Consider the following 24953-nt stretch of genomic DNA (forward strand, 5'->3'; position numbering starts at 1 on the left):
ACTGGAGTGCGGTGTCGTTCACGGGATCTCACGCTCCGACGGCGACGAGGACGGCGAGGACGACCGCACCGGCCAGCAGCGCGCCGAGGTACGTCTGGACGTTTCCGGTCTGGGCCTTGCGGACGGCCGCGCCGAGCAGCTTCGGTGTGCCGCCGGCGCCCCTGACGTAGGTCTCCACGACCTGGCTGTCCAGGAAGCGCACCAGGCTCGCGGCGGCGAGCACCGGGCGGACGAACAGCGTGGTGTACACGGCGTCGAGGTGGAAGCCGTGGGCGGCGGGCCGGTGCAGCGGGCCGAGCAGCAGCCGGCCGGGGTCGCCGCGGTCCTCGGCGGCCGCGACGTCGCCGTACACCTCTTCGTGGACGGCGATCGCCTCGGCCTCCACGAGGGCGGGTTCGGCGTCCGCCGGCTCGGCGACGACCGCGCCGATCGGGTTGGCGGCCCGGATGGCCGCGGCGCCCTGCCAGGCGCCGTAGGCGGCGAGCACGCCGACGACGGCGAGTCCGGTGCCGAGCACGGAGGTGACCAGCACCGGGCCGAGGCTGCTGGGCGCCGCGCCGCCGAACCAGTCGGGCAGCCTGCGGTACGCCAGACCGCCGAAGCCCACGGTGGGCACGGCCAGCACCCACAGCACGGTGGTCATCGCGGCGGGCTGCCGCCCGTGGTCGGGGACCTCGGGGCCGCTGCCGCGGAAGGCCAGCAGGAACAGCCGGGTGGCGTAGGCGCCGGTGAGGACCGCGGCGGCCAGACCCGCGACGAGCACCGTCCAGCCGACGGCGGCGGGCACGTGCGCGGTGTGTCCGGCCGAGGCGTGCTCGGCCGCCCGCAGCACCGACTCCTTGGAGAAGAAGCCGGACAGCGGGGGCAGCGCGGCGAGGGCGGCCAGGCCCAGGCCCATCGTCCACAGGGCGTCGGGGATGCGCCGCCCCATGCCGCCCATGCGGGACATGGCGGTCAGCGAGTTGGTGCCGGAGGCGTGGATGACGACGCCGGCACCCAGGAACAGCAGCGCCTTGAAGGCGCCGTGGGACAGGAGGTGGAAGACGGCCGCGTTGCGGTCGGCGACGGCCAGCGCGCCGGCCATGTAGCCGAGCTGGCCGATCGTGGAGTACGCGAGCACCCGCTTGATGTCGTCCTGCGCGAGCGCGGCGAGTCCGGAACCGATCATGGTCACGGCGGCCATCGCGGCGAGCACGGCCAGGGCGGCGGTGGACGCGGTGAACACCGGCAGCAGCCGGGCCACCAGGTAGATGCCGGCGGCCACCATGGTCGCCGCGTGGATCAGCGCGGACACCGGGGTGGGGCCGGCCATCGCGTCGGGCAGCCAGGTGTGCAGCGGGAACTGCGCGGACTTGCCGGCCACACCGGCGAGCAGCAGCAGCGCGATCACCGTCGGGTGGTGCAGCCGCCCCTCGGCCGCGGCGGCCAGGATGCCGTTGATCCGGAACGTCCCGGCGTCGGCGGCGAGCGCGAACACGCCGATCAGGAACGGCACGTCGCCGAGCTTGGTGACCAGGAACGCCTTGAGGGAGGCCGAGCGGGCGGTCTCGCTCTCCCAGTAGTGGCCGACCAGGAAGTAGGAGCAGATGCCCATGACCTCCCAGCCGACGAGCAGCACCATCAGGTCGCCGGTGTAGACGACCAGCAGCATCGCGGCGGTGAACAGCGAGACCAGCGCCGCGTACGACGGGTAGCGCGGGTCGTCGCGCAGATAGGAGAGCGAGTAGACCTGCACGCAGGTGGCGACCAGGCCGACCAGGACGGCGATCAGGACGGAGAAGCCGTCCAGGTGCAGGGCCAGGTCGATCGGCACCGAGCCGGTGGCGGCGAGCCGGTGGGCGGCGTCGGTCGGGGCGCCGGTGCCCTGCCGGGCGGCGACGATCGAGGCCAGCACCAGGGAGGCGGCGTTCGGCAGCACGGCCAGCGGGCGGACGAAGCCGGGAGCGGTGCGGCCCAGCAGCAGGCCGGCCGCCGCGCCGAGGAAGGGAAGGAGGGGGACGAGCGCGGCTAGGGCGGTCAGGGTCACGCGGTGGCCTCTGCCTTCTCGTCGCCGGCGGTGGTGCCGGGCCCGTCCTGCGCCGCGCCGGACCCCGGGCGCGCGGGACCGTCGCCACCGGGTCCGGCCGGGTCGGCGAGGGCGGTCAGGCGGTCGATGTCGGAGCTGCCGCGGTTGCGGTAGACCAGCAGCACGATCGCCAGTCCGAGGCCGATCTCGGCGGCGGCGATGGTGATGGTGAACAGGGTGAGCGCCTGGCCGGAGTGGAGCGCGTCGCGCAGCCACACGTCGAAGGCGACCAGATTGAGGTTGACGGCGTTGAGCATCAGCTCGACGGACATCAGGACGAGGATCGCGTTGCGCCGGGCGAGCACGCCGTAGACGCCCACGCAGAACAGCAGGGCGGCGAGGACGGCGGGATAGGCGAGGTGCATTACTCCGTCTCCTTGCCGCCGTCGTCGCGGCGCGAGAGCACGATCGCGCCGACCAGGGCCGCGAGCAGCAGCACCGAGAGCGCTTCGAACGGCAGCACCCAGTGCCGGAACAGGCTGGTGCCGGTGGCGTGCGAGGTGCCCTGGACAGCGCCGTGGACGTCGATCCAGGTGGAGCGGAAGGCGTCCACCACCACCCACACCAGGGTGACCGCGGCGGCGCCGGCGACGGCGACGGCCACCCACCGGTTGCCGGAGTCGGCGTCCGGGGAGCGGCCGATGGGCGCCCGGGTGAGCATCAGCCCGAAGAGCAGCAGGACGACGACCGAGCCGACGTAGATGAGGACCTGCACCCAGGCGATGAACTCGGCGGTGAGGAGCAGGTACTCCACGGCCAGCCCGCCGAGGGCGACGACCAGCCACAGCGCGGCGTGCACCAGCTGCCGGGTGGTGACGGTCAGCAGGGCCGCGCCCAGGGTGGCGAGGCCGACGAGGACGAAGGTGATCTCGACGCCGGTCGGCGACAGGAAGCCCGGGTGGTGGGCGGCCGCGGCCAGCACGGTGCCGGGGCTCATGCGTCGCCCTCCCCCGGTGCCCGGTCCTGCGCCGCGCCGCCGGCACCCTTCGAACCGTCAGCGCCGTCAGCGCCGCCAGTGTCGGCGGCACCGTCAGTGTCGGCGGCACCGTCAGTGTCGGCGGCGTCCTCCGCCGCGTCCTGCTGGGCGGCGCGCGCGGCCGCGGCCTTCTCCGCCGCCTTGCGGGCGGCCGCTATCTCCTTGGGCTCCTCCGCGGCAGGGTCGAGCGCGGGCGGGGCCGGCACGGTCCACATCCACTCGCGGAGCTTGTCGCGCTCGTGGGTCAGATCGAGGATGTCCGTCTCCGCGTACTCGAACTCGGGCGACCAGAACAGTGCGTCGAAGGGGCACACCTCGATACAGATACCGCAGTACATGCACAGGGAGAAGTCGATGGCGAAACGGTCGAGCACGTTGCGGCTGCGCTCGCGCCCGCCGGGGGCCGCCGCCGGCACCGTCTCCTTGTGGGAGTCGATGTAGATGCACCAGTCGGGGCACTCGCGCGCGCAGAGCATGCAGACCGTGCAGTTCTCCTCGAACAGCGCGATCACCCCGCGCGAGCGCGGCGGCAGTTCGGGCAGCGCTTCGGGGTACTGGGCGGTGACCGACCTCCTGGTCATCGTCCGCAGCGTGACGGCCAGGCCCTTGGCCAGTCCGGATCCGGGGACACCCATGGCTTAGGAGATCACCACCTTGACGACGCCGGTCAGGGCGATCTGGGCGAGGGACAGCGGGATCAGCACGGTCCAGGCGAGCTTCTGCAGCTGGTCCTCGCGCAGCCGCGGGTAGCTGACCCGCAGCCAGATCACCACGAACGACAGCAGCGCGGCCTTCAGCAGCGTCCACAGCCAGCCGACGCTGCCGGACCACGGGCCGTGCCAGCCGCCGAGGAACAGCACGGTGGTCAGCCCGCACAGCACGACGATGCCGGCGTACTCGGAGAGCAGGAAGAGCGCGAACCGCAGGCCGGTGTACTCGGTGTAGGCGCCGAAGATGATCTCCGAGTCGGCGACCGGCATGTCGAACGGCGGGCGCTGCAGCTCGGCCAGCCCCGCGGTGAAGAACACCAGGCCGCCGAGCAGTTGCCACAGCGTCCACCACCAGTGGTACGACTCGACGATCCCCGGCAGCGACAGGGTGCCGGCGGCCATCGCCACCGAGGCGGCGGCCAGCAGCATCGGCAGCTCGTACGCCATCAGCTGGGCGGCGGTGCGCAGCGCGCCCAGCAGCGAGAACTTGTTGGCCGACGCCCAGCCGGCCATCAGCGAGCCGAGCACGCCGACGCCCATCACGGCCAGCACGAAGAACAGGCCGGCGTCCAGGGCCTGGCCGACGAAGCCGTGCGGGCCGACCGGGATCGCGATCAGCACGAGCAGGTACGGCAGCAGGGCCACCGCGGGCGCGAGCTGGAAGATCCGCCGGTCCGCGTCGGCCGGGACGACGTCCTCCTTCTGCGCGAACTTCACCCCGTCCGCGACGAGTTGGGCCCAGCCGTGGAAGCCGCCCGCGTACATCGGGCCGAGCCGGCCCTGCATGTGGGCCATCACCTTGTGCTCGGTCTGGCCCACGAGCAGCGGGAGCACCAGGAACACGACGAGGACGGCGACCAGCCGCAGCACGACGTCGAGCATGTCGTTCACGCCGAATCGCCTCCGGCCGGGGGTTCGTCTCGGTCCTCGTCAGGGTTTTCGGCCCGGTCCTGGTCAGGGGTCTCGGCTCGGTCCTTGTCAGGGGTCTCGGACCGGCCCTCATCAGGGGTCTCGGCCGCGGGTCCGGCGTCGGACCCGGGCACGGTGTCGGCCGCGGTCTCGGCGGGCTCGCTCGACGCGGGCTGGCTGGGCGCGGGCTCGCTCGATGCGGTCTCGCGCGGCTCGGGCTCGCGCGGCTGCTCCCAGGGCGCGTCGGGGACGCGCTTGCGCGCCGGGGCCTGCTCGGCGCCGGCGCCTGGGGTGGCCGCGGCCTCGCCCGGGGCCTCGGCACGCTGGCTGGTGGAGCCCGAGGCGCTGCGCATCCGGCGCGCGGGGCGCTCGGCTCCCTCGGCCGCCTGGCTGGCCGAGCCCTCGGACGCGCTGCGCATCCGCCGCGCGGGACGCTCCCCCGCGGCGCCCGCGGCACCCGAGGCACCCGGCGCCCCCGCCGCACCGCCCGCCCCCGCGGCCCTGGCGCCGCGGGCGGGCCGGGCCGGGGCAGGCGGCAGCTGGCCCTTGAGCGGGCCCCACTCGTTGGGGTCGGGGACCCCGGGCGGCAGCATCTGCCGCCGCTTGGGCCCGCCGTCGTGCGACTCCCCCGGCTCCTTGGCGCCGGGCCACGCCTTGGCGACGCGGGCGGCCAGCACGAAGTCCTTGCGCAGCGGGTGCCCCTCGAACTCGTCGGGCAGCAGCAGCGGCGCGAGGCCGGGGTGCCCGGGGAACTCCACGCCGAACATCTCGTGGGTCTCGCGCTCGTGCCAGGCCGCGCCGGCGTAGACGCCGGTCGCGGTGGGCAGCGCGGGCGCGTCGTGCGGGACCGTGGTGCGCATCAGCAGCCGCCGCACGCCGCCCTGCAGCCGGACCACGTGGGCGCAGACCCGGAAGCCGGTGCCCGGCTCGTCCACCGCGCTCAGCCAGTCGAAGAAGGTGCAGCCCAGGTCGTCGCGGGCCGTGGTCAGGGCCGCGACCCACGACGCGGCGGGCACGTCGACGGTCAGCAGGTCGTAGGCCTCCGCGGCCGTCGCACCCTCGCCGAACAGTTCCGCGGCCGCCTCGGGGAGCCGGTCGAACCCGCTCACCGTCCACCCTCTTCCGGGGTGGCGGGCGGCTGGACCAGCCCGCTGGTCAGCGCGGCGGCGCCGGGCCGCGGGCCGGCACCGCGGTACCGCTCCCCCAGCGACTCGCGGGCGATCTTCTCCTGCAGCTTGAGGATGCCCTGCAGCAGCGCCTCGGGCCGCGGCGGGCAGCCGGGCACGTACACGTCGACGGGGATGATCTGGTCGACGCCCTTGGTGACGGAGTACGAGTCCCAGTACGGGCCGCCGCAGTTGGAGCAGGCGCCGAAGGAGATGACGTACTTCGGCTCGGGCATCTGCTCGTACAGACGCTTGACGGCGGGCGCCATCTTGTCGGTGACGGTGCCGGAGACGACCATCAGGTCGGCCTGGCGCGGTCCCGGCGCGAACGGGATCACGCCGAGGCGGATGAAGTCGTGGCGGGCCATGGAGGCGGCGATGAACTCGATGGCGCAGCAGGCGAGCCCGAAGTTGAACACCCACAGGCTGTAGCGGCGGCCCCAGTTCAGGACCACCTTCATCGGCTCGGGCGCGAGCCTGGCCAGCGGCCCGAGCCGCCGGGGCTCGGGCAGGACCTGCGGCTCGGCCTGCGCCTGCTGCTCTTCCCGGTGCTGCCCGCTCGGGGCGCCGGCGGTCATGTCCATTCCAGTACGCCCTTCTTCCAGGCGTAGAGCAGTCCGACGGCCAGGAAGCCGAGGAAGACGAACATCTCCACGAGCGTGGCGCCGCCGAAGCCGGGTGCGGCGAAGACGGTGGCCCACGGGAACAGGAAGATCGCGTCCACCGCGAAGATCACGTAGAGGTAGGAGTACACGTAGTAGCGGATCTGGGTGTGCGCCCAGCCCTCGCCCACCGGGTCGACCCCGCACTCGTAGGTGAGCAGCTTCTCCGGTGTCGGCACGACGGGCCGCAGCAGCCGGCCGGCCGCGAACGCGACCGTCACGAAGAGCACACCGACGACCGCGACCAGGCCGACGACCGCGTAGCCGTGGAAGTAGTCCACGTCCGTCCGCTCCTCGTTCCCTTGCGTACCGTGGTGTCCAGCGATCCCGATGGATCTTTAGACGATTTATACGGAGGGAGTCTAGGCCCTGGCTTAACCGGCCCTTGCCGGTGTCCGCGCATCGGTCCCGACCGGGCCCTCGCGTACCTTCCGCCCGGCCCACGCGTACCCGCTGACCGGGGGATAACCCCACCCCCGGCGGAGCGCGCACCCCATGGCGCACTCCGCACGTATACCGGCAGGCTTGGGGCATGAACGCCTCGCCGCATCCCGGGCCGTCCGTACGGCCGCTCCCCGACACCCCCACCTCGGTGACCGATCCGCTGCCACCGCCGCGTTTCGCCTTCGACGCGGTGACGTGGAAGGAGATCGCCAACCTGCTGCTGAACCTGCCGGTGGCCATCGGCGGCTTCGTCTATGTGGTGACGGTGCTGGCGATCGGCGCGGGCCTGTCGGTCACGGTGGTGGGACTGCCGCTGCTGGCGTTCGGCCTGATCGGCTGCCGGCTGCTGGGCGCCATGGAGCGGGCCAGGGCGCGCGAATTTTTGGGCGTCCACGTGGACGAGCCGCGGCCGCTGCGGATGAGCACCCTCGGGTTCCTGCCGTGGCTGTGGGCGACGCTGAAGGACCCGGTCGCCTGGCGGCACGCGCTGTACTTCGGCTGCCGGCTGCCGTGGGGCATCGTCACCTTCGCGATCACGCTGACCTCGCTGTTCGTGGCGTGGCCGGTGCTGCCGTTCGTGGCCCGGGGCATGTCGACGGTGGACCGGGCGATGGTGCGCGGCCTGCTCCAGCCGTCGAGCGAGCTGGAGCAGCGGATCGCCGAGCTGGAGTCGGACCGCGGGGTCGTGGTGGACACCGCGGCGGCGGACCTGCGGCGGATCGAGCGGGACCTGCACGACGGCGCGCAGGCCCGGCTGGTGGCGCTGGCCATGGACCTGGGCCTGGCCAAGGAGAAGCTGCTGGAGGACCCGGAGGCGGCCGCGCAGATGGTCGGCGAGGCGCACGGCGAGGTCAAGATCGCCCTGCAGGAGCTGCGCGACCTGGCCCGCGGCATCCACCCGGCGATCCTCACCGACCGCGGCCTCGACGCGGCGCTGTCGTCGGTGGCGTCGCGCTGCACGGTGCCGGTCACGGTCACCGTGGACCTGCCGGCCCGCCCCGCGGAGGCCATCGAGGGCATCGCCTACTTCACCGTCTCCGAGCTGCTGCAGAACGTCTCCAAGCACAGCGGCGCCCGGCACGCCTCGGTGGACCTGTGGCGGACCGAGGACCGGCTGATGATCCAGGTGCGGGACGACGGGCGGGGCGGGGCCGACGTGTCGGGCGGGTCGGGTCTGGCCGGTCTCGCCGAGCGGCTCGGCTCGGTCGACGGGCTGTTCGTGGTCAGCTCCCCGGTCGGCGGCCCGACCGCGGTGACCGCCGAACTGCCGTGGCGTGACCGGGAGTTCCGCAAAGCGGGCCAGGTCCGCAGCTGAACCGCGGACGATTGCGTCCGCTGATCGCACCAGGGTGCGGCGCGGGGCCGGGCGGCCCCGCGCCGCACCTGTGCGTCCACCTGGCGGCTGCTGAGCTGCGGCGCGCCGTCCTGGCAGGGTAGGGATAGCCCCACCCCCAAGACGCCGATCCGCACCATGGGGTCCGGGGCCGCGACAGGCCAGTCTGGACGTATGACGAGCAGTGCAGAAAGGACGGTCCCGACCATGGCTGACGCCTTCCCGCCCCCGGAGCGCGGGGCCGCGCACGACCACCGGCTGCCGCCGGTGCTGCGTGCGCCGTTCGAGGCGCGGACCTGGCGCGAGTTCGGCTACCTGCTGCTGAACCTGCCCATGGGGATCGTCGGCTTCGTGTGGACGGTGACCATGCTCTCGCTCGGCGCGGGCCTGCTGATCACCTTCATCGGACTTCCGGTGCTGGCGCTGGCGCTGGGCGGCTGCCGGGCCATCGGGGTCGTGGAGCGGGCCAGGGCCCGCTCCCTGCTCTGGCTGGACGTGGACGAGCCGGCGCCGGTCCGCCCGAAGAACAGGAGCCGCGGCGGCCTGCTGGCCAAGCTCGGCGCCCAGCTGGGCAGCGGCGTCAACTGGCGGCACGTGATCTACACCCTCGTGCACTTCCCGTGGGGCATCTTCACCTTCACCGTCTCGATCAGCCTCTTCACCTACGGCTGGGGCCTGCTGACCTACCCGCTGTGGCGCTGGGTGTTCCCGGTCTACTTCGGGCAGGACGGCCTGCAGGTCTACGGCAGCAGCGACGGCCACCACGGCTGGTGGCTGCACACCCCGGCCGACATGCTGCTGTGCGTGGTGGCCGGCGGCGCGCTGGTGCTGACCGGGCCGTGGCTGACCCGCGGGATGGCGCACGTGGACCGGGTCCTGGTCCTCGGGCTGCTCGGGCCGTCGAAGCTGGCCGACCGGGTCAGCGAGCTGGAGTCTGACCGCGGGGTCGTGGTCGACACCGCGGCCGCGGACCTGCGGCGGATCGAGCGGGACCTGCACGACGGCGCGCAGGCCCGGCTGGTGGCGCTGGCCATGGACCTGGGCCTGGCCAAGGAGAAGCTGCTGGAGGACCCGCACGCGGGCGCGGCGATGGTGGACGAGGCGCACAGCGAGGTCAAGATCGCCCTGCAGGAGCTGCGCGACCTGGCCCGCGGCATCCACCCGGCGATCCTCACCGACCGCGGCCTGGGCCCGGCGCTTTCCGCGGTGGCCGCGCGCTGCACGGTGCCGGTCGCGGTCACGGTGGAATTGCCCGCGCGGCCGGTGCCGGCCATCGAGGGCATCGCCTACTTCACCGTCTCCGAGCTGCTGCAGAACGTCTCCAAGCACAGCGGCGCGTCCCGCTCGACGGTCGACGTGTGGCAGGTCGAGGACCGGCTGATGCTGCAGGTGTCGGACAACGGCCGCGGCGGCGCGGCGCTCACCGGCGGGTCCGGACTGGCGGGGCTCGCCGAGCGGCTGGACTCCGTGGACGGGGTGCTGGTCGTCGACTCCCCCGCGGGCGGCCCGACCCGCATCACCGCCGAACTGCCCTGGCGGGCCTGACGCGAACCGCCCGCGGGCACAAACGGAACACCAAGACGGCGGCCGGTGGCGCGAAGGGGAGCCCCGGCCGCCGTGGCGCGCGCCCGGCCGGCAACTGCCGCAGCCGGGCGCCGCGTCGTCCCGTGATGGTCCCGTCGGTGTCCCGTTCCGCGTCGCCGACGGCCCGGTGCGGCCGCCAACAGGGCTCATGACGCGAGGGGTTGACAGCCTCAAGTTGAGCGAGAACACTCGGCCATCGACACCGGACCCCCACGTTGACGTCGTCTCGGTGCCCCACCCCCCACGTTCGAGCGCAGTTGAGCCGCCCAGATTGTTAGCGCTCACAGTCTGGTCTTCGCCGCCAGGGAGGTGTCGTCGTACCCGGTGGACGGACCCGCGACGGTCCGTCCACCGGACGATGCCGGCCCGGACGGCAGCCCCCCTCGACGACCTCCCGTCGACGGGTCCGCCCCCGTCCTCTCAGGAAACGGAACTCGCCACGTGACGCACCACGACGTACCAAGACGAGGTTTTCTCAAGACCGTCGGAATGACCGGACTCAGCGGTTCGGTGATCGCGCTCGGGGTCCCCGGTACCGCGCGAGCAGCGGCCGCGACCCCGGCGTCCGCCGACGCCGGCACCACCGCCCCGGCCGCGGGCACCCCCCAGGGCGGCGGGCTGCCGTACCCCACCGAGCAGCGCCCGTTCGCCATGCCCGGCGTGAAGGAACAGGACTGGACGGGCGCGCTGTTCGTCGGGGAGGGCGAGTCCCGGTTCGCGCTGCGGATCGTGCTGCTGACCAAGGCGAACAAGGTCATCCGGGAGAAGATGACCAACAACCTGTGGCGGATCGGCCCGATGGCGCCCGACGGGACCTACAAGCAGGTCCAGGTCAGCACCGACGACCGCAAGATCATGCCGGCCCACCTGGACGCGATGCAGGAGGTGATCGACCACCCCGACTGGTACTCCGCCGCGGAGGTCGCCGACGCCACCGCCAAGCTGCCCGGCCTGAAGGCCGGTTACGACCTCGCGCAGGCCCAGAAGCGGACCATCGAGGTGCGCTATGCCAGGACCGGGGACGGCAGCACCCTCACCGGCTCGGTGACCGCGCTCGACGACGACACCACGATCTTCCTCGAGGTGGCCACCCCGTGGGGCGAGGCCGCGTCGTTCGCGCCCTCGGGCGCCGGGGTGACCGGCAGCGAGCAGGGCCTGGTCGACGCCGGAACCACTGGCTACTTCCAGCTGTCGCCCTCGCAGCCGGCGGTCTCCAGCGGCTTCTACGCCTCGGTCACCGACATGATCGCCGCCATGACCGGCGGTTCCGGCGCGTCCGGCACCGCCGCCGCGGCGCTGCGCTACGAGCTGGCGGAGGGCGAGACCCTCAGCTTCACCGCGGCCGTCGGCGGGCAGCCGCTCACGGTGTCCGCGCCGGACGCGCAGACCGTGCACCGCACGCTCACCGCCGCCGAGTCGCGGGTGCGGGCCTCGTTCCTGACCGGGTCGGGGGCGGCCGGCCGGGCCGCCGACGCGGTGCGCGACGCGCTGTCGCTGAACACCAACTACGACAAGGACAACCACCGCAACTACGTGATGTGGGGCTGGGGCGGCGGAGGCGGCCTGTTCACCGGCTGGGACTCGTCGTTCGACGCCATCAGCGCCGCCCTGGTCAGCACCCCGCTGGCCCTGCAGCACGAGACCGACGTCTTCGCGGCGCCCGCGCCGCCGAACCAGGTGCCGATCAACGGACCGCGCTACGACCAGCAGAACTCCGGCCCGATGCACGCCTACGCGGTGTGGCGGCTGTACGCCAAGCACGGCGACCTGAGCCTGGTGCAGCGGACCTACCCGCAGCTGGTGACCTTCTACGACCTGCTGCCGGAGTGGGACGCCGACGGCGACGGGCTGCTGGAGTCGCCGTACTTCGGCGACCGGATCGGCGGCCGCGGCAACCACCTGGGCCTGGACGACAGCCCGGTGTACGCGGCCTACCAGCGGATCCCCAAGAAGGGCGGCAGCGGCGACAAGCGGGACAACTCCAACCTGACCGACGTGGCCCTCAACTCCTACTACGCGCTGTTCGCCGAGGTCCTGGCGAAGATGGCCGGGGTGCTGGGCAAGTCCGCCGACCAGGCCCGGTTCTCCGCGGACCACGCGAGGATCGCCGACCTGCTCAACGCCCGGCTGTGGCACCCCGAGCGCCGGATGTACCTGAGCCGTTACCTGGACGGCACGTGGAACGAGGTCGTGACGCCGACCGTCTTCTACCCGCTGTTCGCCGGCATCGCGACCCCCGAGCGCGCCACGGTGCTGGTGCGCGAGCACCTGCTCGACCCGGAGATGTTCTGGGGCGACTACGTGGTGCCCAGCGTGGCCCGCAACGACCCGACGTACTGCAGCGGCGGCCCGGTCCACCCGCAGTCGGAGCACTTCAAGTTCTTCGACAGGTACAACGAGGGGAGCGCGCCCGAGCAGTGGAAGGGCGCGGTGTGGCCGCCGATGAACGCCACCGTCTACGACGGCGTCAAGCGGTACGGCTTCGACGACGTCGCCGGGCAGTTCGCGGCCCGCAGCACGGCGATGTACCTGGACGCCTGGGACAAGGACAGCTGGTTCCCCGAGTCCTTCGACCCCGAGCCCGGCCAGTCGATCATGGACTCCGCGGTGGACACGGCGTGGCGCACCTACTCGTGGTCCAACGCGATGGCCGTGCAGAGCCTGCACGAGCTGCTCTCGGACAACCCGTGGGGCGACCCCGAGGCGCTGATGTTCGGCACGCTGTCGCTGCCGGGCGCCAACACCATCTCCAACGTGGTGCTGCGCGGGCACGTCTACGACGTGTCGGCCGACGCGCACACCACGGTGCTGACCCGGGACGGCCAGGTGGTGTTCCGGGCGACCGGCGCGCGCGTGGCGGTCCGCGACTTCCTGCTCACCCCGACCGGGGCGAGCTTCGAGGTGAACGCCGACGGCCAGGCGCAGCTGCACCTGTTCCCGGAGAACGGCAGGCCGCGGACGACGAAGGTGGGCGCGGGGCGCACCCGGATCACCCTCTGACCGGCGCCTCGGTTGTCCTCAACGGGGATCCCCCCGGCGCCGGCCCTGACCGGCCGGCGCCCGCTGCTCCGGGCGGGCCTCAGCCCACCCGGAGCAGCACCTTGCCCATGGTGCTGCCGGACTGCAGCGCCCGGTGCGCCTCGGCCGCCTCGGACAGCGGCCGTTCCGCGGTGACGTCCAGGCGGATGGCGCCGGAGGACAGCAGCGACAGCGCGGACAGCGCGTGGGCGCGGACCCGGGCGGGGGCCCGGCGGGCGAGGTCGCCGATGTTGTAGCCGGACACCGTCCGGTTGTTCTTCCACAGCGGCTGGACCGGCAGCTCCAGGTCCGGGTGGCGGGCGGCCTCGCCGTAGACGACGACCCGGCCGAAGGGCGCGAGCACGTCGAGGCTGGCCAGCCGGGTGGGGCCGCCGACCGGGTCGAGCACCACGTCGACGTCGCAGACGAGGTCGGCGAAGGTCTCCCGCGGGTGCAGCGCGTCGTAGCCGAAGCGCTTGGCGTACTCGGCCTTGGCGGGCGAGCCGACGGTGCCGAGGACCGCTGCGGCGCCCAGCGCCCGGGCGATCTGGGCGGCGGCCGAGCCGACGCCGCCGGCCGCGGCGTGGATGAGGACGGTGTCGCCCGCGGCGAGCCGGGCCGCGCCGGCCAGCACCCCGTAGGCGGTGGTCAGGGCGAGGACGCCGGCGCCGTCGCGCAGCGAGATGCCGTCCAGCGGGAAGGCGAACTCGGCCGGGGCGACGGCGTACTCGGCGTAGCCCCCGCCCGAGGGGAGGAACGCGGCGACCGGGTCGCCGATCGCCAGGCCGGTGACGCCGGGGCCCAGGGCGGTGATCTCGCCGGCCCCCTCCAGGCCGGGCACCTCGATGCCGTCCGGCGCCCCGAAGTCGCCGAGCCGGTGCTGGACCTCGCCGTAGTTGAGGCCGGCGTACGCGACGCGGATCAGGACCTCACCGGGTCCGGGTGCGGGTACCGGCAGCTCCACCTGCCGCAGGACCTCGGGACCCCCGATGACGTCGAAACCGACCGCACGCACACGCTCTCCTCTCCCCGGGCGGCGCACGAACACGCCACCCCTATTTCGCCGGGCGCAACCTTGCCCACCGGAACCGTATTCCCCATTACCCCGCCGATGCTGGGATGCTGGGACAGTCGATAGGGAAACGCACGTCGGAAAACGTGGAGGACAGGGTGCGGGTGGTCATCGCCGAGGACTCGGTACTGCTCCGGGAGGGACTGACCCGGCTGCTGACCGACCGCGGGCACGAGGTCGTCGCGGGCGTCGGCGACGCGGAGGGCCTGATCAAGGCGGTCCGGGAGCTGGCCGACCAGGGCGCCCCGCCGGACGTGGTCGTCGCCGACGTGCGCATGCCCCCCACGCACACCGACGAGGGCGTGCGGGCCGCGGTCCAGCTGCGCCGGGACCACCCCGGGGTCGGGGTGCTGGTGCTGTCGCAGTACGTGGAGGAGCAGTACGCGACGGAGCTGCTGGCCGGCAGCAGCCGCGGCGTCGGCTACCTGCTCAAGGACCGGGTGGCCGAGGTCCGCGAGTTCGTGGACGCGGTGGTGCGGGTGGCCGAGGGCGGTACGGCGCTGGACCCGGAGGTCGTCGCGCAGCTGCTGGGCCGCAGCCGCAAGCAGGACGTGCTGGCCGGGCTGACCCCGCGGGAGCGGGAGGTGCTGGGCCTGATGGCCGAGGGCCGGACGAACTCGGCCGTGGCCAAGCAGCTCGTGGTGAGCGACGGCGCGGTGGAGAAGCACGTCAGCAACATCTTCCTGAAGCTGGGGCTGGCGCCGAGTGACGGGGATCACCGCCGGGTGCTGGCGGTCCTGACCTATCTGAACTCCTGAACTGCTGACAGTCTGTCTAACAACACCGGGCCGCCCGGCCCCGGAAGCGGCCGCCCCCTGCCCGCGCGTCCCTCCACATTCCGGGACGCTACGGGGAAGGCGACCCTTACCGACGTACGATGACCGGTGAGCCGCCGCCTCGAAGGAGGTCCGTTTCAGTGACCAACCAGGTCAGCAGCCCCATGACCCCGGGAGACACGCCTGCCGTCGGCGTCCTGGGAGAACAGCGCAAACCGGCGAAGGAGACCAAGCGGCTCGACCGGGTGATCATCCGGTTCGCCGGTGACTCCGGAGACGGCATGCAGCTCACCGGGGACCGCTTCACGTCGGAGACCGCGTCGTTCGGCAACGACCTGTCGACCCTGCCGAACTTCCCGGCCGAGATCCGGGCCCCCGCAGGCACCCTGCCGGGCGTCTCCTCCTTCCAGCTGCACTTCGCCGACCACGACATCCTCACGCCGGGCGACGCCCCGAACGTGCTGGTGGCGATGAACCCGGCGGCACTGAAGGCGAACATCGGCGACCTGCCGCGCGGCGCGGAGATCATCGTCAACACGGACGAGTTCACCAAGCGGGCGATGCTGAAGGTCGGCTACGCCGCCAGCCCGCTGGAGGACGGCTCGCTGGACGGCTACGCGGTCCACCCGGTCCCGCTGACCACGCTGACGCTGGAGGCGCTCAAGGACAGCGGGCTGGCCCGCAAGGACGCCGAGCGGGCGAAGAACATGTTCGCGCTCGGCCTGCTGTCGTGGATGTACCACCGCCCCACCGAGGGCACCGAGGCGTTCCTGCGCAAGAAGTTCGCGAAGAAGCCGGACATCGCCGAGGCCAACATCACCGCCTACCGCGCGGGCTGGAACTTCGGCGAGACCACCGAGGACTTCGCGGTCTCCTACGAGGTGCCGCCGGCCGCCAGCGCGTTCCCGTCCGGCACCTACCGGAACATCTCCGGGAACCTGGCGCTGGCCTACGGCCTGATCAGCGCCTCGCAGCAGAGCGAGCTGCCGCTGTTCCTGGGCTCGTACCCGATCACCCCGGCCTCGGACATCCTGCACGAGCTGTCCCGGCACAAGAACTTCGGCGTGCGCACCTTCCAGGCCGAGGACGAGATCGCCGCGATCGGCGCCGCGCTGGGCGCGGCGTTCGGCGGCTCGCTGGCGGTCACCACGACCTCGGGGCCCGGCGTGGCGCTGAAGTCGGAGACCATCGGCCTCGCGGTCAGCCTCGAGCTGCCGCTGCTGGTGGTGGACATCCAGCGCGGCGGGCCGTCGACCGGCCTGCCGACCAAGACCGAGCAGGCCGACCTGCTGCAGGCGATGTACGGCCGCAACGGCGAGGCACCGGTGCCGATCGTGGCGCCGGCCACCCCCGCGGAGTGCTTCACCGCGGCGCTGGAGGCGGCCCGGATCGCCACGGTCTACCGCACCCCGGTGTTCCTGCTCTCCGACGGCTACCTGGCCAACGGCTCGGAGCCGTGGCGGATCCCGGAGCTGGACGAACTGCCGGACCTGCGGGTGCAGTTCGCCACCGGGCCGAACCACACCGCGGCCGACGGCACCGAGGCGTTCCTGCCCTACCTGCGCGATCCGCAGACGCTCGCCCGCCCGTGGGCGGTACCGGGCACCCCGGGTCTGGAGCACCGCATCGGCGGGATCGAGAAGCAGGACGGCACCGGCAACATCAGCTACGACCCGGCGAACCACGACTTCATGGTCCGCACCCGGCAGGCCAAGATCGACGGCATCGAGGTGCCCGACGTCGTGGTCGACGACCCGGACGGCGACGCCGCGACGCTGGTGCTCGGCTGGGGTTCGACGTACGGGCCGATCACCGCGGCCGTCCGCCGGATCCGGCGCGAGGGCGGCCAGGTCGCGCAGGCGCACCTGCGCCACCTCAACCCGTTCCCGAAGAACCTGGGCGACGTCCTGCGCGGCTACCGGCGGGTGATCGTCCCCGAGATGAACCTCGGCCAACTCGCCCACCTGCTGCGGGCGAAGTACCTGGTCGATGCGCGTTCGTACACGCAAGTCACCGGACTGCCGTTCAAGGCCGAGCAGTTGGCGCAGGCCATCGTGAAGGAGAGCGTGGATGTCTGAGGCGCTGGCGCTGGTGCCCAAGGCCGAAGCCAAGCAGAGCATGAAGGACTTCAAGTCCGACCAGGAAGTGCGCTGGTGCCCCGGATGCGGGGACTACGCGGTCCTGGCCGCCGTCCAGTCCTTCATGCCCGAGCTCGGACTGGCCCGCGAGAACGTGGTGTTCGTCTCCGGGATCGGCTGCTCCTCCCGCTTCCCGTACTACATGAACACCTACGGGATGCACTCCATCCACGGCCGTGCCCCGGCCATCGCGACCGGGCTCGCCGCCTCCCGGCGGGACCTGAGCGTGTGGGTGGTCACCGGGGACGGCGACGCGCTGTCCATCGGCGGCAACCACCTCATCCACGCACTGCGCCGCAACGTCAACCTGAAGATCCTGCTGTTCAACAACCGGATCTACGGCCTGACCAAGGGCCAGTACAGCCCGACCTCGGAGATCGGCAAGATCACCAAGTCGACGCCGATGGGCTCGCTGGACGCGCCGTTCAACCCGGTCTCGCTGGCCCTGGGCGCCGAGGCGTCGTTCGTCGCCCGCACCATCGACTCCGACCGCAAGCACCTGCAGAGCGTGCTGCGCGCCGCCGCCGACCACCCGGGCACCGCCCTGGTGGAGATCTACCAGAACTGCAACATCTTCAACGACGGCGCGTTCGACAGCCTCAAGGACAAGGACAGCGCGCAGGAGGCGCTGATCCGCCTGGAGCACGGGCAGCCCATCCGGTTCGGCGCGCCCGCCGCCGACGGCCTGGGGTCCCGGGGCGTGGTCCGCGACCCGGCCACCGGCGACCTTCAGGTGATCGACCTGACGGCCGACGGAGCCGACACGGGCCGGGTACTGGTCCACGACGCGCACGCCGCCTCCCCGACCACGGCCTTCGCGCTGTCCCGCCTCGCCGACGCGGACACCCTGCACCACACGCCGATCGGCGTGCTGCGGGACGTGGACCGCCCGGTCTACGACACGGACATGGCCGAGCAGCTGGACCAGGCCGTGGTCCAGCAGGGCAAGGGCGACCTGGCCAAGCTGCTCGCCGGCAACGACACCTGGACCGTCGCCGGATAGGGCGCCGGCCCAGGCACAGAGCAAGGCAGGGCAAGCGCAGAGCCCGGCTCCGGTACCACCGGGGCCGGGCTCTGCGCATGCTGCACGAGGGCAGGCCGGGTCAGTGCCAGTTCGTCTGGTGGGCGATCCGGCGGCCGCGGGCGTCGAAGGAGTCGACGCTCGCGATGGTCGCGCCGCGGGGGATCGGGGCGGCCCAGGCGCGGTAGGCGGTCCCGGGGACGGTCACCGACGGGCCGGTGACCTCGGTCCCGTCGGTGAGGGTGACGGTACCGGACGCGGCGGCCCGCAGGGAGCTGACGAAGACCCGGGTCCCGGACAGCCCCTTGCCGTGCAGCCCCCACGGGCCCTCGAAGAAGTCGCCCTCCTCGGGATCGGCGGCGCCGTTCACCTCGTCGCAGTCCGACCAGCGGCCGCCCTGGTGGTCGACCCGCACCCCGCCGATGACGACGTGCGCGCAGATCGCCGACGACTTGGGCGGCGGGGTGAAGCCCCGCATGGGCCGGGCGGTCGGGAAGCCCGCGGGCTTCCGCGGGTAGAAGACCAGGGTCACCGACCAGTCCGTGCCGTCCGTCCGCCCGCTCCTCACCTCCGTGGTGACGGGCGTCGCGTCCGCCGGCGCGGCGGACTTCGTGCGGCCGGCCGGCGTCGTGGGCGCGCCGGTCCCGTGCACGGTGCCCGTTGCCGCCGGGCCGGAGGCGGCCCGTCCCGCCGGGCCCTGGTGCAGCGCCATCGGCACGGCCGCCCCGACGACGAGCACGGCGGCGGTGACCGCCGTGTATCCGGCGCGGCGCCGGGCGCGGCGGGCCCGGCCCTGTTCGAGGATCCGGTCGACGGGCGCGGGCGGGGGCAGGTACGTGGCGGCCGAGCGGGCGAGCGCTGCCCGCAGCGGCTCGTCGGGGCCGGGTTCAGGGGTCATCGCGGGTCTCCGGGAAGGTCGGGCAGCGGGATGCGGCCGGCTGCGGGGTGGTGGCTGAGCGCGGGGTGGTGGCGCAGCTTGGCCAGCGCGCGGGACGCCTGGCTCTTGACGGTGCCGACCGAGCAGCCGAGCGTGGCCGCCACCTCCTCCGCCGGCAGGTCGTCCCAGTAGCGCAGGACCACCACCGCCCGCTGGCGCTGCGGCAGGTCGGCGAGGGCGCGCAGCAGCACGTCCCGCTCGTCGCCCGGCCGGTCGCGGCCCTCCTCCACCAGCGAGGACTCGGGGAGGTGCGGCAGCAGTAACTGGACGACCCGGCGGCGGCGGTACCGGCTGCGGTGGGCGTTCACCAGGGAGCGGCGGACGTAGCTCTCGGCGGTGTCGCGGCGGATCCGGCGCCAGCGCGGGTAGACCCGGGCCAGCGTCGTCTGCACCAGGTCCTCCGCTTCCTGGAAGTCGCCGGTGAGCAGGTAGGCGGTGTGCGCCAGGGCACGCCAGCGGGACGCCACGAACCGGGTGAACTCCTCGTCCGGGTGGCGCTCCTGGGTATGCGCGTGGGTCGACTGCACGAAGGACCGTTCTTCCTGCTGCGGGGATCGGGTGGGCGGTGCGGTGCTCGGGTTGCGCGGTGCGGCGTTCCGCCGACTGCCGTCGGCGGTCCGACCGTAGGTACTCCCGTGCGGCGCCGCCGGGTTGCACGGCGGGCCGGGATTTCTGCGGCCCGCGACGGCGGCGGACGGAATCCGGCGGACGGAACCCGGCCCGGGGTGTCATGACCGTTCTGTGGAACGGGCCTGGCAGCCCGGCGCCGCGGCCGCTACCGTCGGAGGGCCGCGCGCCGATCGCACGGCGCAGGGGAGGACGATCCGATGGGCGAGCAGCGCGCGGGACTGGTCTACGGCTTCGTGGCGTACGGCATGTGGGGCCTGTTCCCGCTCTACTGGCCGCTGCTGGAGCCGTCCGGGGCGCTGGAGATCCTGGCCCACCGGATGGTGTGGTCACTGGCGGTCGTGGCGGTGATGCTGCTGGCACTGCGGCGCTGGACGTGGATCGGGGAGCTGCTGCGGCAGCCGCGGCGGCTGGCCCTGGTGGCGCTCGCCGCGGCCGTGGTGTCGGTCAACTGGGGCATGTACATCTGGGGCGTCAACTCCGGCCACGTCGTGGAGACCGCGCTCGGCTACTTCATCAACCCGCTGGTCACCATCGCCCTGGGCGTGCTGGTGCTGCACGAGCGGCTGCGGCCCGCGCAGTGGGCGGCGGTCGGCATCGGCGTCGCGGCGGTCGTGGTGCTGACCATCGGCTACGGGCGGCTGCCGTGGATCGCCCTGTCGCTCGCGCTGTCCTTCGGGGTGTACGGGCTGGCGAAGAAGAAGATCGCGATGGGCGGTCTGGAGTCGCTGGCCGCCGAGACCTCCGTGCAGTTCCTGCCCGCGTTCTGCTTCCTGATGGTGCTGGGCGCCCGCGGCGACTCCACGTTCACCCACCACGGCGCGGGGCACGCCTCGCTGCTGGCCGCGTGCGGGCTCGTGACCGCGGTGCCGCTGGTCTTCTTCGGCATGTCGGCGACCCGGCTGCCGCTGTCCACGATCGGGCTGATGCAGTACCTCGCGCCGGTCTTCCAGTTCGTGATCGGGCTGGTGCACTTCCACGAGAAGATGCCGGCCGAGCGCTGGGCCGGGTTCCTGCTGGTGTGGGTGGCGCTGGTGCTGCTGAGCTGGGACGCGCTGCGGACCGCCCGCAGGGGCCGGCGGCAGGCGGCCGCACTGCGGGACGCGGCGGAGACCACGGCCGCCCGGCCCGCGCCCGAGCGCCCCGAGGCGGCGGCCGGGACCTGAGGCCCGCACGCCCGCAGCACCGGACGCCCCGGCCGCCCGCCGAGCCCGCAGGCCCGCACGCCCCCGGCGCCCGACGTGACGTGCGTCGCCCGTACCGGGCTTGACCCGGGAAACCCGGCCCGCGCAATATATGCACATGCATGAGATTGCCGAGCCGGCCGCCTCTGGTGACCCCGCGCCCGAACCGACCGCCGCCCCCGCCGCCGACCCCGGCATCGGCCCCACCGCCGACCCCGCCCCGGGCTCCTCCACCGCCTTCGGCGACCGAAGCTTCCTGTTCCTGCTCGGCAGCTCGCGCGCCGGCGGCAACACCGAGCTGCTGGCCCGCCGGGCCGCGGAGCAGCTCCCGCAACACGTCACGCAGCGCTGGCTGCGGCTGGCCGACCTGACGCAGCCGGTGTTCAGGGACGTCCGGCACGCCGAAGGCGCCCGCTACCCGCAGCCCGGCGGGCACGCCGGGGAGCTGCTGGCGGCCACCCTCAGCGCGACCGACCTGGTGATCGCCTCGCCGCTGTACTGGTACTCGGTGAGCAGCTCCACCAAGCTCTACCTGGACCACTGGTCGGGCTGGCTACGGGTGCCGGGCGTCGGCTTCCGGGCGCGGATGGCCGGCCGCACCCTGTGGGGCGTGACCGCGCTGGCCGGCGAGGACCCCTCCGACGCCGACCCGCTCGCCGGCACCCTGGAGCTGACCGCCCGCTACATGCGGATGCGGTTCGGCGGCGTCCTCCTCGGCAACGGCACGCGGCCCGGCGACGTCCTCGCCGACCACGCGGCCCTGCGCCGCGCCAAGACGTTCTTCACGCCCTGAGGCGCCGCACGGCCCTGACGCGGCTCATGCGGTGACGCGGCTCATGCCGTGACGGGCCTCATGCGGTGATGTCGCGGCTGGTGAAGCGGGCCCAGGCCGCGGAGCCGAACACCGCGGCGTACAGCGCCTGCAGGCCGAGGTTCTTGCCGATGCCGGTCCACGTGACCGGGTCGCGCAGGAGGTCGGCGAAGCTCAGCCAGTAGTGCGTGAACAGGTACGGCTGGAAGGCGTGCAGCTGCGGGAAGCTGTCGACGATCTGCACGGTGATGAGCAGGCCGACCGTGGTCGCCATGGCCCCGATGCCGCTGTCGGTGAGCGTGGAGACGAACAGCCCGAGCGCCGCGATGCCGACCAGCGACGCCGCGACGAGCAGCGCGATCAGCAGCGCCCTGAGCATGCCCTCGGGCAGCGAGAGGGTGGTGCCGGAGAGCGTGGTGACGTCCCCCACCGGGAACAGCGCGAAGCCGACCACCAGCGCGGACACCGCGGCCACCAGCGTCGCGGCCAGGCAGAACACCAGCACCGAGACGTACTTGGCGATCAGCAGCCGTGTTCGGCCGGCCGGGGCGACCAGCAGATAGCGCAGGGTGCCGCCGCTCGCCTCGCCGGCGATGGCGTCGCCGGCGACCACGCCGACCGCCATCGGCAGGAAGAACGGCAGGGTGGCGGCCAGGCCCGCGAAGGTGAGGAACAGGCCGTTGTTGCTGACCTGTTCGATGAACGCCGGCCCGTTGCCGCGGCCGCCGCCCACCGAGCCGCCGTCGCGGGTCTCGATGCGCACCGCGATGCCGACCAGCAGCGGCACGCCCGCCAGCACCGCGCACAGCGCCATGGTCCGGCGGCGGCGGAAGACGGTGACCAGCTCGGAGCGGAACAGCCCCAGCGTCCAGAGCGGGCTCGGCGCCCGGACGGCGACCGCCCCCGCGGGTCCGCCCGCGTCCGCCGTGCCGGACGACCCGTCCGCCCGTACGGCGGCCGGCTCCGGCTCGCCCACCGCCGGTCCGCCCGCCTTCGCCTCAGCCCGCGACATCGAAGCCCTCCCCGGTCAGGGCCACGAACGCGTCCTCCAGCGAGGCGCGTTCGAGGCCGAAGCCGCGCACCCGCACCCCGGCGGCGACGAGCGCGGCATTGATCTCGGCCAGATCAGGCGGGTCGGCGGGCAGGTCGCCGGTGACCCGCTCGCCGTCGGTGACCAGCCCGGTCACCCCGAGCCCGGCCAGTACCCGTGCCGCTTCGGCCGGGTCGGGGCCGGTGACCGCCAGGTGCCCGCGGGTGTCCTTGGCCAGCTCGGCGACCGGCCCCTGGGTGATCAGCCGGCCGCGTGCCATCACGGCGGCGTGCGTGCACACCTGCTCGATCTCGTCGAGCAGGTGCGAGGACAGGAAGACGGTGGTGCCGTCCGCGGCCAGCTCCCTGACCAGGGTGCGGATCTCCCGCATGCCCTGCGGGTCCAGGCCGTTGGTCGGCTCGTCCAGCACCAGCAGTTCGCGGGGCTGCAGCAGGGCGGCGGCCAGCCCCAGCCGCTGCTTCATGCCCAGCGAGTACGCCTTGGCCCTCTTGCCGGCCGCCGCGGACAGGCCCACCCGGTCCAGGGCGGCGGCCACCCGGACCCGCCGCGTGCGGGGGTCGGCGGTCGGGTCGACGGAGTCGTAGCGCAGCAGGTTGTCCCGGCCGGACAGGAAGCCGTAGAGGGCCGGGCCCTCGATCAGGGCGCCGACCTTGGGCAGCACGCTCCTGGTGGACTGCGGCATGGGCCGGCCGAGGACCCGGGCGGTGCCCGCGGTCGGCGCGATCAGGCCCATGAGCATGCGGATGGTGGTGGTCTTGCCGGAGCCGTTGGGCCCCAGGAAGCCGAAGACGCTGCCGCGCGGCACCCGCAGGTCGATCCCGTCCACGGCGAGGGTGCCGCGGTACTGCTTGGCCAGACCGCGGGTCTCGATCACCACGTCGGTCCCGGCCTCGGCCACCGGGGCGGCCTGCGGCGGCGGGACGAACGGCTGTGCCATGCGACTCCTTCTCGGGCCTGGCTCCCGGGCCCCACGGGCCCGGAACGGGTGCCGCCCCGCCGTCCGGGGCGGGGCGGCACCCCTTGCGGGCGTGCTACTTGGCGGCGGCGTTCGCCGCGTCGGTCAGCGCGGACTGGGTGACCGCACCGACGTACAGGGTGCCGTCGTCGGTCAGCAGGGCGTTGACCAGGCGGGTGTGGAAGACGGTGCCGGAGCCGAAGGCGCCGTTGACGTGCGTGCCGAAGCTGTTCATCAGCGACCCGGCGCCGCCGTCGCCGTGCCGGCCCTTGAAGCCCTTCTCGGCGGGTCCGCCGGCGAGCGGGCCGCCCTGGGACTTCACCACCGCGATGGAGTCCCAGCCCTGGCCCAGCACGGTGGGCTCGGCGCCCTTCGTGCCGGAGCGGTCGCGGTTCTCGGGCTTGGCCTTTTGCTGCGCACTGCCCTCGGTGACCTTCACGCCCTTGGGCGCGGTGAAGGTGAAGGTGCTCGCGGACGGCGCCGAGAAGCTGACCCGGGTGTAGCCGACGTCGAACACCGCCTTGCCGCCGCCCTTGGGCGTCAGCGTGACCTTCAGCGGCACGCCGGTCTTGGCGTCCACCGCGATGCGGATCGCTCCGACCGTGGTGGTGTCGGCGTGCTGCGGGGTGACCAGCAGCTGGTACGCGCTGTGCCCGGCGACGCGGGCGGTGCCGTCCACCGTGATCGACGCGGTGCCGTCGGCGGCCTTGAGGATCTGCCGGGCGGCGTCCTGCGGGGTGGCCGGGATGTCCTGCGGCGTCGTGGCCTCGTGGCCCTGGCCGGAGTGCTGCTGCAGGGTCTGGTGGTACGCCTGGTTCGAGGCGCTGTCGTACGCCCACAGCTGGGTGCCGTTGTGGATGATGCTGTACTCGGCGGCGGACTCGATGATCGAGATCTTCTGCTTGTCCTGGCCGTCGGCCGCGACGTGCAGGGTGTGGGTGCCGGCCAGCAGCTGCACGAGCTGCGACTGCGGCGCCGCGGGCGACTGGCCGCCGCGGCCCTGGACCTTGCTCGCCTCGCCGCCGAACATCGCGCCGCCGGCGCTGCCGGTCAGTTGCGACGGCAGGCCCAGGTCGGTGGTGACCTTCACCGTGCCGTCGACGGTCTGCGTGTCGGATGCCGCGATCTTCGTCAGGAGCTGCTCCGCGGTGATCGAGGGCAGCGACGGGTTGCCGCTGTCCGCGAGCGCCGGGACCAGGCTGATGGTCGCGGCCGCCACTCCCGCGACGGCCACGGGCACGGCGTAGCGTGCCGCCCTGCGTGCGCGTCCTCCGCCGCCCGGCGCGTCCTCGTCGTCGTAGCGTGCCGGTTGGATCGGTGCCATTGGGTTCCTACCTCCGTCGTCAGCGGCGGTCAGCTGCCTTGCACTCGTCCACTCCCCGGGCCCCATTGTCACCCGGTCCGCCGTGAAGTGGTGTCTCCATCCCACCAAATCGGCCAAGGCGGCACATCAGCCGCCGGAAGCAACCCACCGTACGCCCCGGGGATGACGCAACGGCCGGACGTACCCCGCC

General features: G+C 73.3%; 22 protein-coding genes. 8 read left to right on the forward strand and 14 right to left on the reverse strand.

Annotation, left to right across the window (positions count from 1 at the left end):
* Positions 1-28: 28 nt before the first annotated feature.
* From ACH4TG_RS27805 to ACH4TG_RS27840, 8 genes are read right to left on the reverse strand one after another with little or no spacing between them, the layout of a single operon-like run.
* Positions 29-2026 carry an NADH-quinone oxidoreductase subunit L gene (locus ACH4TG_RS27805; RefSeq protein ID WP_398245264.1) on the reverse strand — a complete coding sequence of 666 codons (1998 nt, stop codon included), beginning with the start codon at positions 2024-2026 and terminating at the stop codon, positions 29-31.
* Positions 2023-2430: an NADH-quinone oxidoreductase subunit NuoK gene (nuoK, locus tag ACH4TG_RS27810; protein ID WP_398245265.1), complete on the reverse strand. Its 408-nt coding sequence runs from the start codon at positions 2428-2430 to the stop codon at positions 2023-2025. Before nuoK ends, ACH4TG_RS27805 begins: the two co-directional genes overlap by 4 nt.
* On the reverse strand, positions 2430-3002 hold the full coding sequence (locus tag ACH4TG_RS27815) for an NADH-quinone oxidoreductase subunit J (protein ID WP_398245266.1): 573 nt from the start codon (positions 3000-3002) through the stop codon (positions 2430-2432). Before ACH4TG_RS27815 ends, nuoK begins: the two co-directional genes overlap by 1 nt.
* A complete protein-coding gene (locus ACH4TG_RS27820) occupies positions 2999-3676 on the reverse strand; it encodes a NuoI/complex I 23 kDa subunit family protein (RefSeq protein WP_398245267.1) in 678 nt (225 codons plus the stop codon). Before ACH4TG_RS27820 ends, ACH4TG_RS27815 begins: the two co-directional genes overlap by 4 nt.
* A 3-nt stretch (positions 3677-3679) precedes the next feature.
* A complete protein-coding gene (locus tag ACH4TG_RS27825; RefSeq protein ID WP_398245268.1) occupies positions 3680-4642 on the reverse strand; it encodes an NADH-quinone oxidoreductase subunit H in 963 nt (320 codons plus the stop codon).
* The gene (locus ACH4TG_RS27830; RefSeq protein ID WP_398245269.1) at positions 4639-5769 is read right to left on the reverse strand and encodes an NADH-quinone oxidoreductase subunit C; all 1131 of its coding nucleotides are present in this window, start codon (positions 5767-5769) and stop codon (positions 4639-4641) included. The genes ACH4TG_RS27825 and ACH4TG_RS27830 overlap by 4 nt, the downstream gene beginning before the upstream one ends.
* Positions 5766-6404, reverse strand: a complete 639-nt coding sequence (locus tag ACH4TG_RS27835) for an NADH-quinone oxidoreductase subunit B (protein WP_398245410.1) — start codon at positions 6402-6404, stop codon at positions 5766-5768. The genes ACH4TG_RS27830 and ACH4TG_RS27835 overlap by 4 nt, the downstream gene beginning before the upstream one ends.
* Positions 6401-6769: an NADH-quinone oxidoreductase subunit A gene (locus ACH4TG_RS27840; RefSeq protein WP_398245270.1), complete on the reverse strand. Its 369-nt coding sequence runs from the start codon at positions 6767-6769 to the stop codon at positions 6401-6403. Before ACH4TG_RS27840 ends, ACH4TG_RS27835 begins: the two co-directional genes overlap by 4 nt.
* A 251-nt stretch (positions 6770-7020) precedes the next feature.
* Here ACH4TG_RS27840 and ACH4TG_RS27845 point away from each other — a divergent pair, with 251 nt between their 5' ends.
* The 3 genes from ACH4TG_RS27845 (at position 7021) to ACH4TG_RS27855 (ending at position 12849) form a co-directional block, all read left to right on the forward strand.
* Complete coding sequence (locus ACH4TG_RS27845; RefSeq protein ID WP_398245271.1) at positions 7021-8247, forward strand: sensor histidine kinase; 1227 nt, start codon at positions 7021-7023, stop codon at positions 8245-8247.
* 225 nt (positions 8248-8472) lie between these two features.
* Positions 8473-9810 carry a sensor histidine kinase gene (locus tag ACH4TG_RS27850; protein ID WP_398245273.1) on the forward strand — a complete coding sequence of 446 codons (1338 nt, stop codon included), beginning with the start codon at positions 8473-8475 and terminating at the stop codon, positions 9808-9810.
* A gap of 528 nt (positions 9811-10338) precedes the next feature.
* Positions 10339-12849: an MGH1-like glycoside hydrolase domain-containing protein gene (locus ACH4TG_RS27855; protein ID WP_398245274.1), complete on the forward strand. Its 2511-nt coding sequence runs from the start codon at positions 10339-10341 to the stop codon at positions 12847-12849.
* Positions 12850-12928: 79 nt separating this feature from the next.
* Here the strand turns inward: ACH4TG_RS27855 and ACH4TG_RS27860 are convergent, their stop codons facing one another.
* Entirely contained in the window at positions 12929-13882 is a 954-nt protein-coding gene (locus tag ACH4TG_RS27860) for a zinc-binding alcohol dehydrogenase family protein (protein ID WP_398245275.1), read from the reverse strand.
* A gap of 155 nt (positions 13883-14037) precedes the next feature.
* Here ACH4TG_RS27860 and ACH4TG_RS27865 point away from each other — a divergent pair, with 155 nt between their 5' ends.
* The 3 genes from ACH4TG_RS27865 to ACH4TG_RS27875 all read left to right on the forward strand — a co-directional run bounded on the left by ACH4TG_RS27865 (position 14038) and on the right by ACH4TG_RS27875 (position 17856).
* Positions 14038-14697 carry a response regulator gene (locus tag ACH4TG_RS27865; RefSeq protein ID WP_398245411.1) on the forward strand — a complete coding sequence of 220 codons (660 nt, stop codon included), beginning with the start codon at positions 14038-14040 and terminating at the stop codon, positions 14695-14697.
* Positions 14698-14855: 158 nt separating this feature from the next.
* Positions 14856-16793: a 2-oxoacid:acceptor oxidoreductase subunit alpha gene (locus tag ACH4TG_RS27870; protein WP_398245276.1), complete on the forward strand. Its 1938-nt coding sequence runs from the start codon at positions 14856-14858 to the stop codon at positions 16791-16793.
* Positions 16786-17856, forward strand: coding sequence for a 2-oxoacid:ferredoxin oxidoreductase subunit beta (locus ACH4TG_RS27875; protein WP_398245277.1), 1071 nt, complete (start codon positions 16786-16788; stop codon positions 17854-17856). Before ACH4TG_RS27870 ends, ACH4TG_RS27875 begins: the two co-directional genes overlap by 8 nt.
* A 100-nt stretch (positions 17857-17956) precedes the next feature.
* Here ACH4TG_RS27875 and ACH4TG_RS27880 read toward each other — a convergent pair whose 3' ends face one another.
* Both ACH4TG_RS27880 and ACH4TG_RS27885 read right to left on the reverse strand, forming a co-directional pair.
* Positions 17957-18772 carry a hypothetical protein gene (locus ACH4TG_RS27880; protein ID WP_398245278.1) on the reverse strand — a complete coding sequence of 272 codons (816 nt, stop codon included), beginning with the start codon at positions 18770-18772 and terminating at the stop codon, positions 17957-17959.
* The gene (locus ACH4TG_RS27885; RefSeq protein WP_398245279.1) at positions 18769-19338 is read right to left on the reverse strand and encodes a SigE family RNA polymerase sigma factor; all 570 of its coding nucleotides are present in this window, start codon (positions 19336-19338) and stop codon (positions 18769-18771) included. The genes ACH4TG_RS27880 and ACH4TG_RS27885 overlap by 4 nt, the downstream gene beginning before the upstream one ends.
* Positions 19339-19638: 300 nt before the next feature.
* Between ACH4TG_RS27885 and rarD the strand changes: the two genes are divergently transcribed.
* Both rarD and ACH4TG_RS27895 read left to right on the forward strand, forming a co-directional pair.
* Positions 19639-20604, forward strand: a complete 966-nt coding sequence (gene rarD, locus ACH4TG_RS27890) for an EamA family transporter RarD (protein ID WP_398245280.1) — start codon at positions 19639-19641, stop codon at positions 20602-20604.
* A gap of 136 nt (positions 20605-20740) precedes the next feature.
* Positions 20741-21415, forward strand: coding sequence for a flavodoxin family protein (locus ACH4TG_RS27895; protein ID WP_398245281.1), 675 nt, complete (start codon positions 20741-20743; stop codon positions 21413-21415).
* A 58-nt stretch (positions 21416-21473) separates the two neighbouring features.
* Here the strand turns inward: ACH4TG_RS27895 and ACH4TG_RS27900 are convergent, their stop codons facing one another.
* The 3 genes from ACH4TG_RS27900 to ACH4TG_RS27910 all read right to left on the reverse strand — a co-directional run bounded on the left by ACH4TG_RS27900 (position 21474) and on the right by ACH4TG_RS27910 (position 24763).
* The gene (locus ACH4TG_RS27900; RefSeq protein ID WP_398245282.1) at positions 21474-22445 is read right to left on the reverse strand and encodes an ABC transporter permease; all 972 of its coding nucleotides are present in this window, start codon (positions 22443-22445) and stop codon (positions 21474-21476) included.
* Positions 22432-23421 carry an ABC transporter ATP-binding protein gene (locus tag ACH4TG_RS27905; RefSeq protein ID WP_398245283.1) on the reverse strand — a complete coding sequence of 330 codons (990 nt, stop codon included), beginning with the start codon at positions 23419-23421 and terminating at the stop codon, positions 22432-22434. The genes ACH4TG_RS27900 and ACH4TG_RS27905 overlap by 14 nt, the downstream gene beginning before the upstream one ends.
* Positions 23422-23515: 94 nt before the next feature.
* Entirely contained in the window at positions 23516-24763 is a 1248-nt protein-coding gene (locus ACH4TG_RS27910) for an outer membrane lipoprotein carrier protein LolA (RefSeq protein ID WP_398245284.1), read from the reverse strand.
* Positions 24764-24953 lie beyond the last annotated feature (190 nt).

This window comes from Streptomyces sp. NPDC020917 (genome assembly GCF_044333795.1).
Classification (GTDB): Bacteria; Actinomycetota; Actinomycetes; order Streptomycetales; family Streptomycetaceae; genus Actinacidiphila.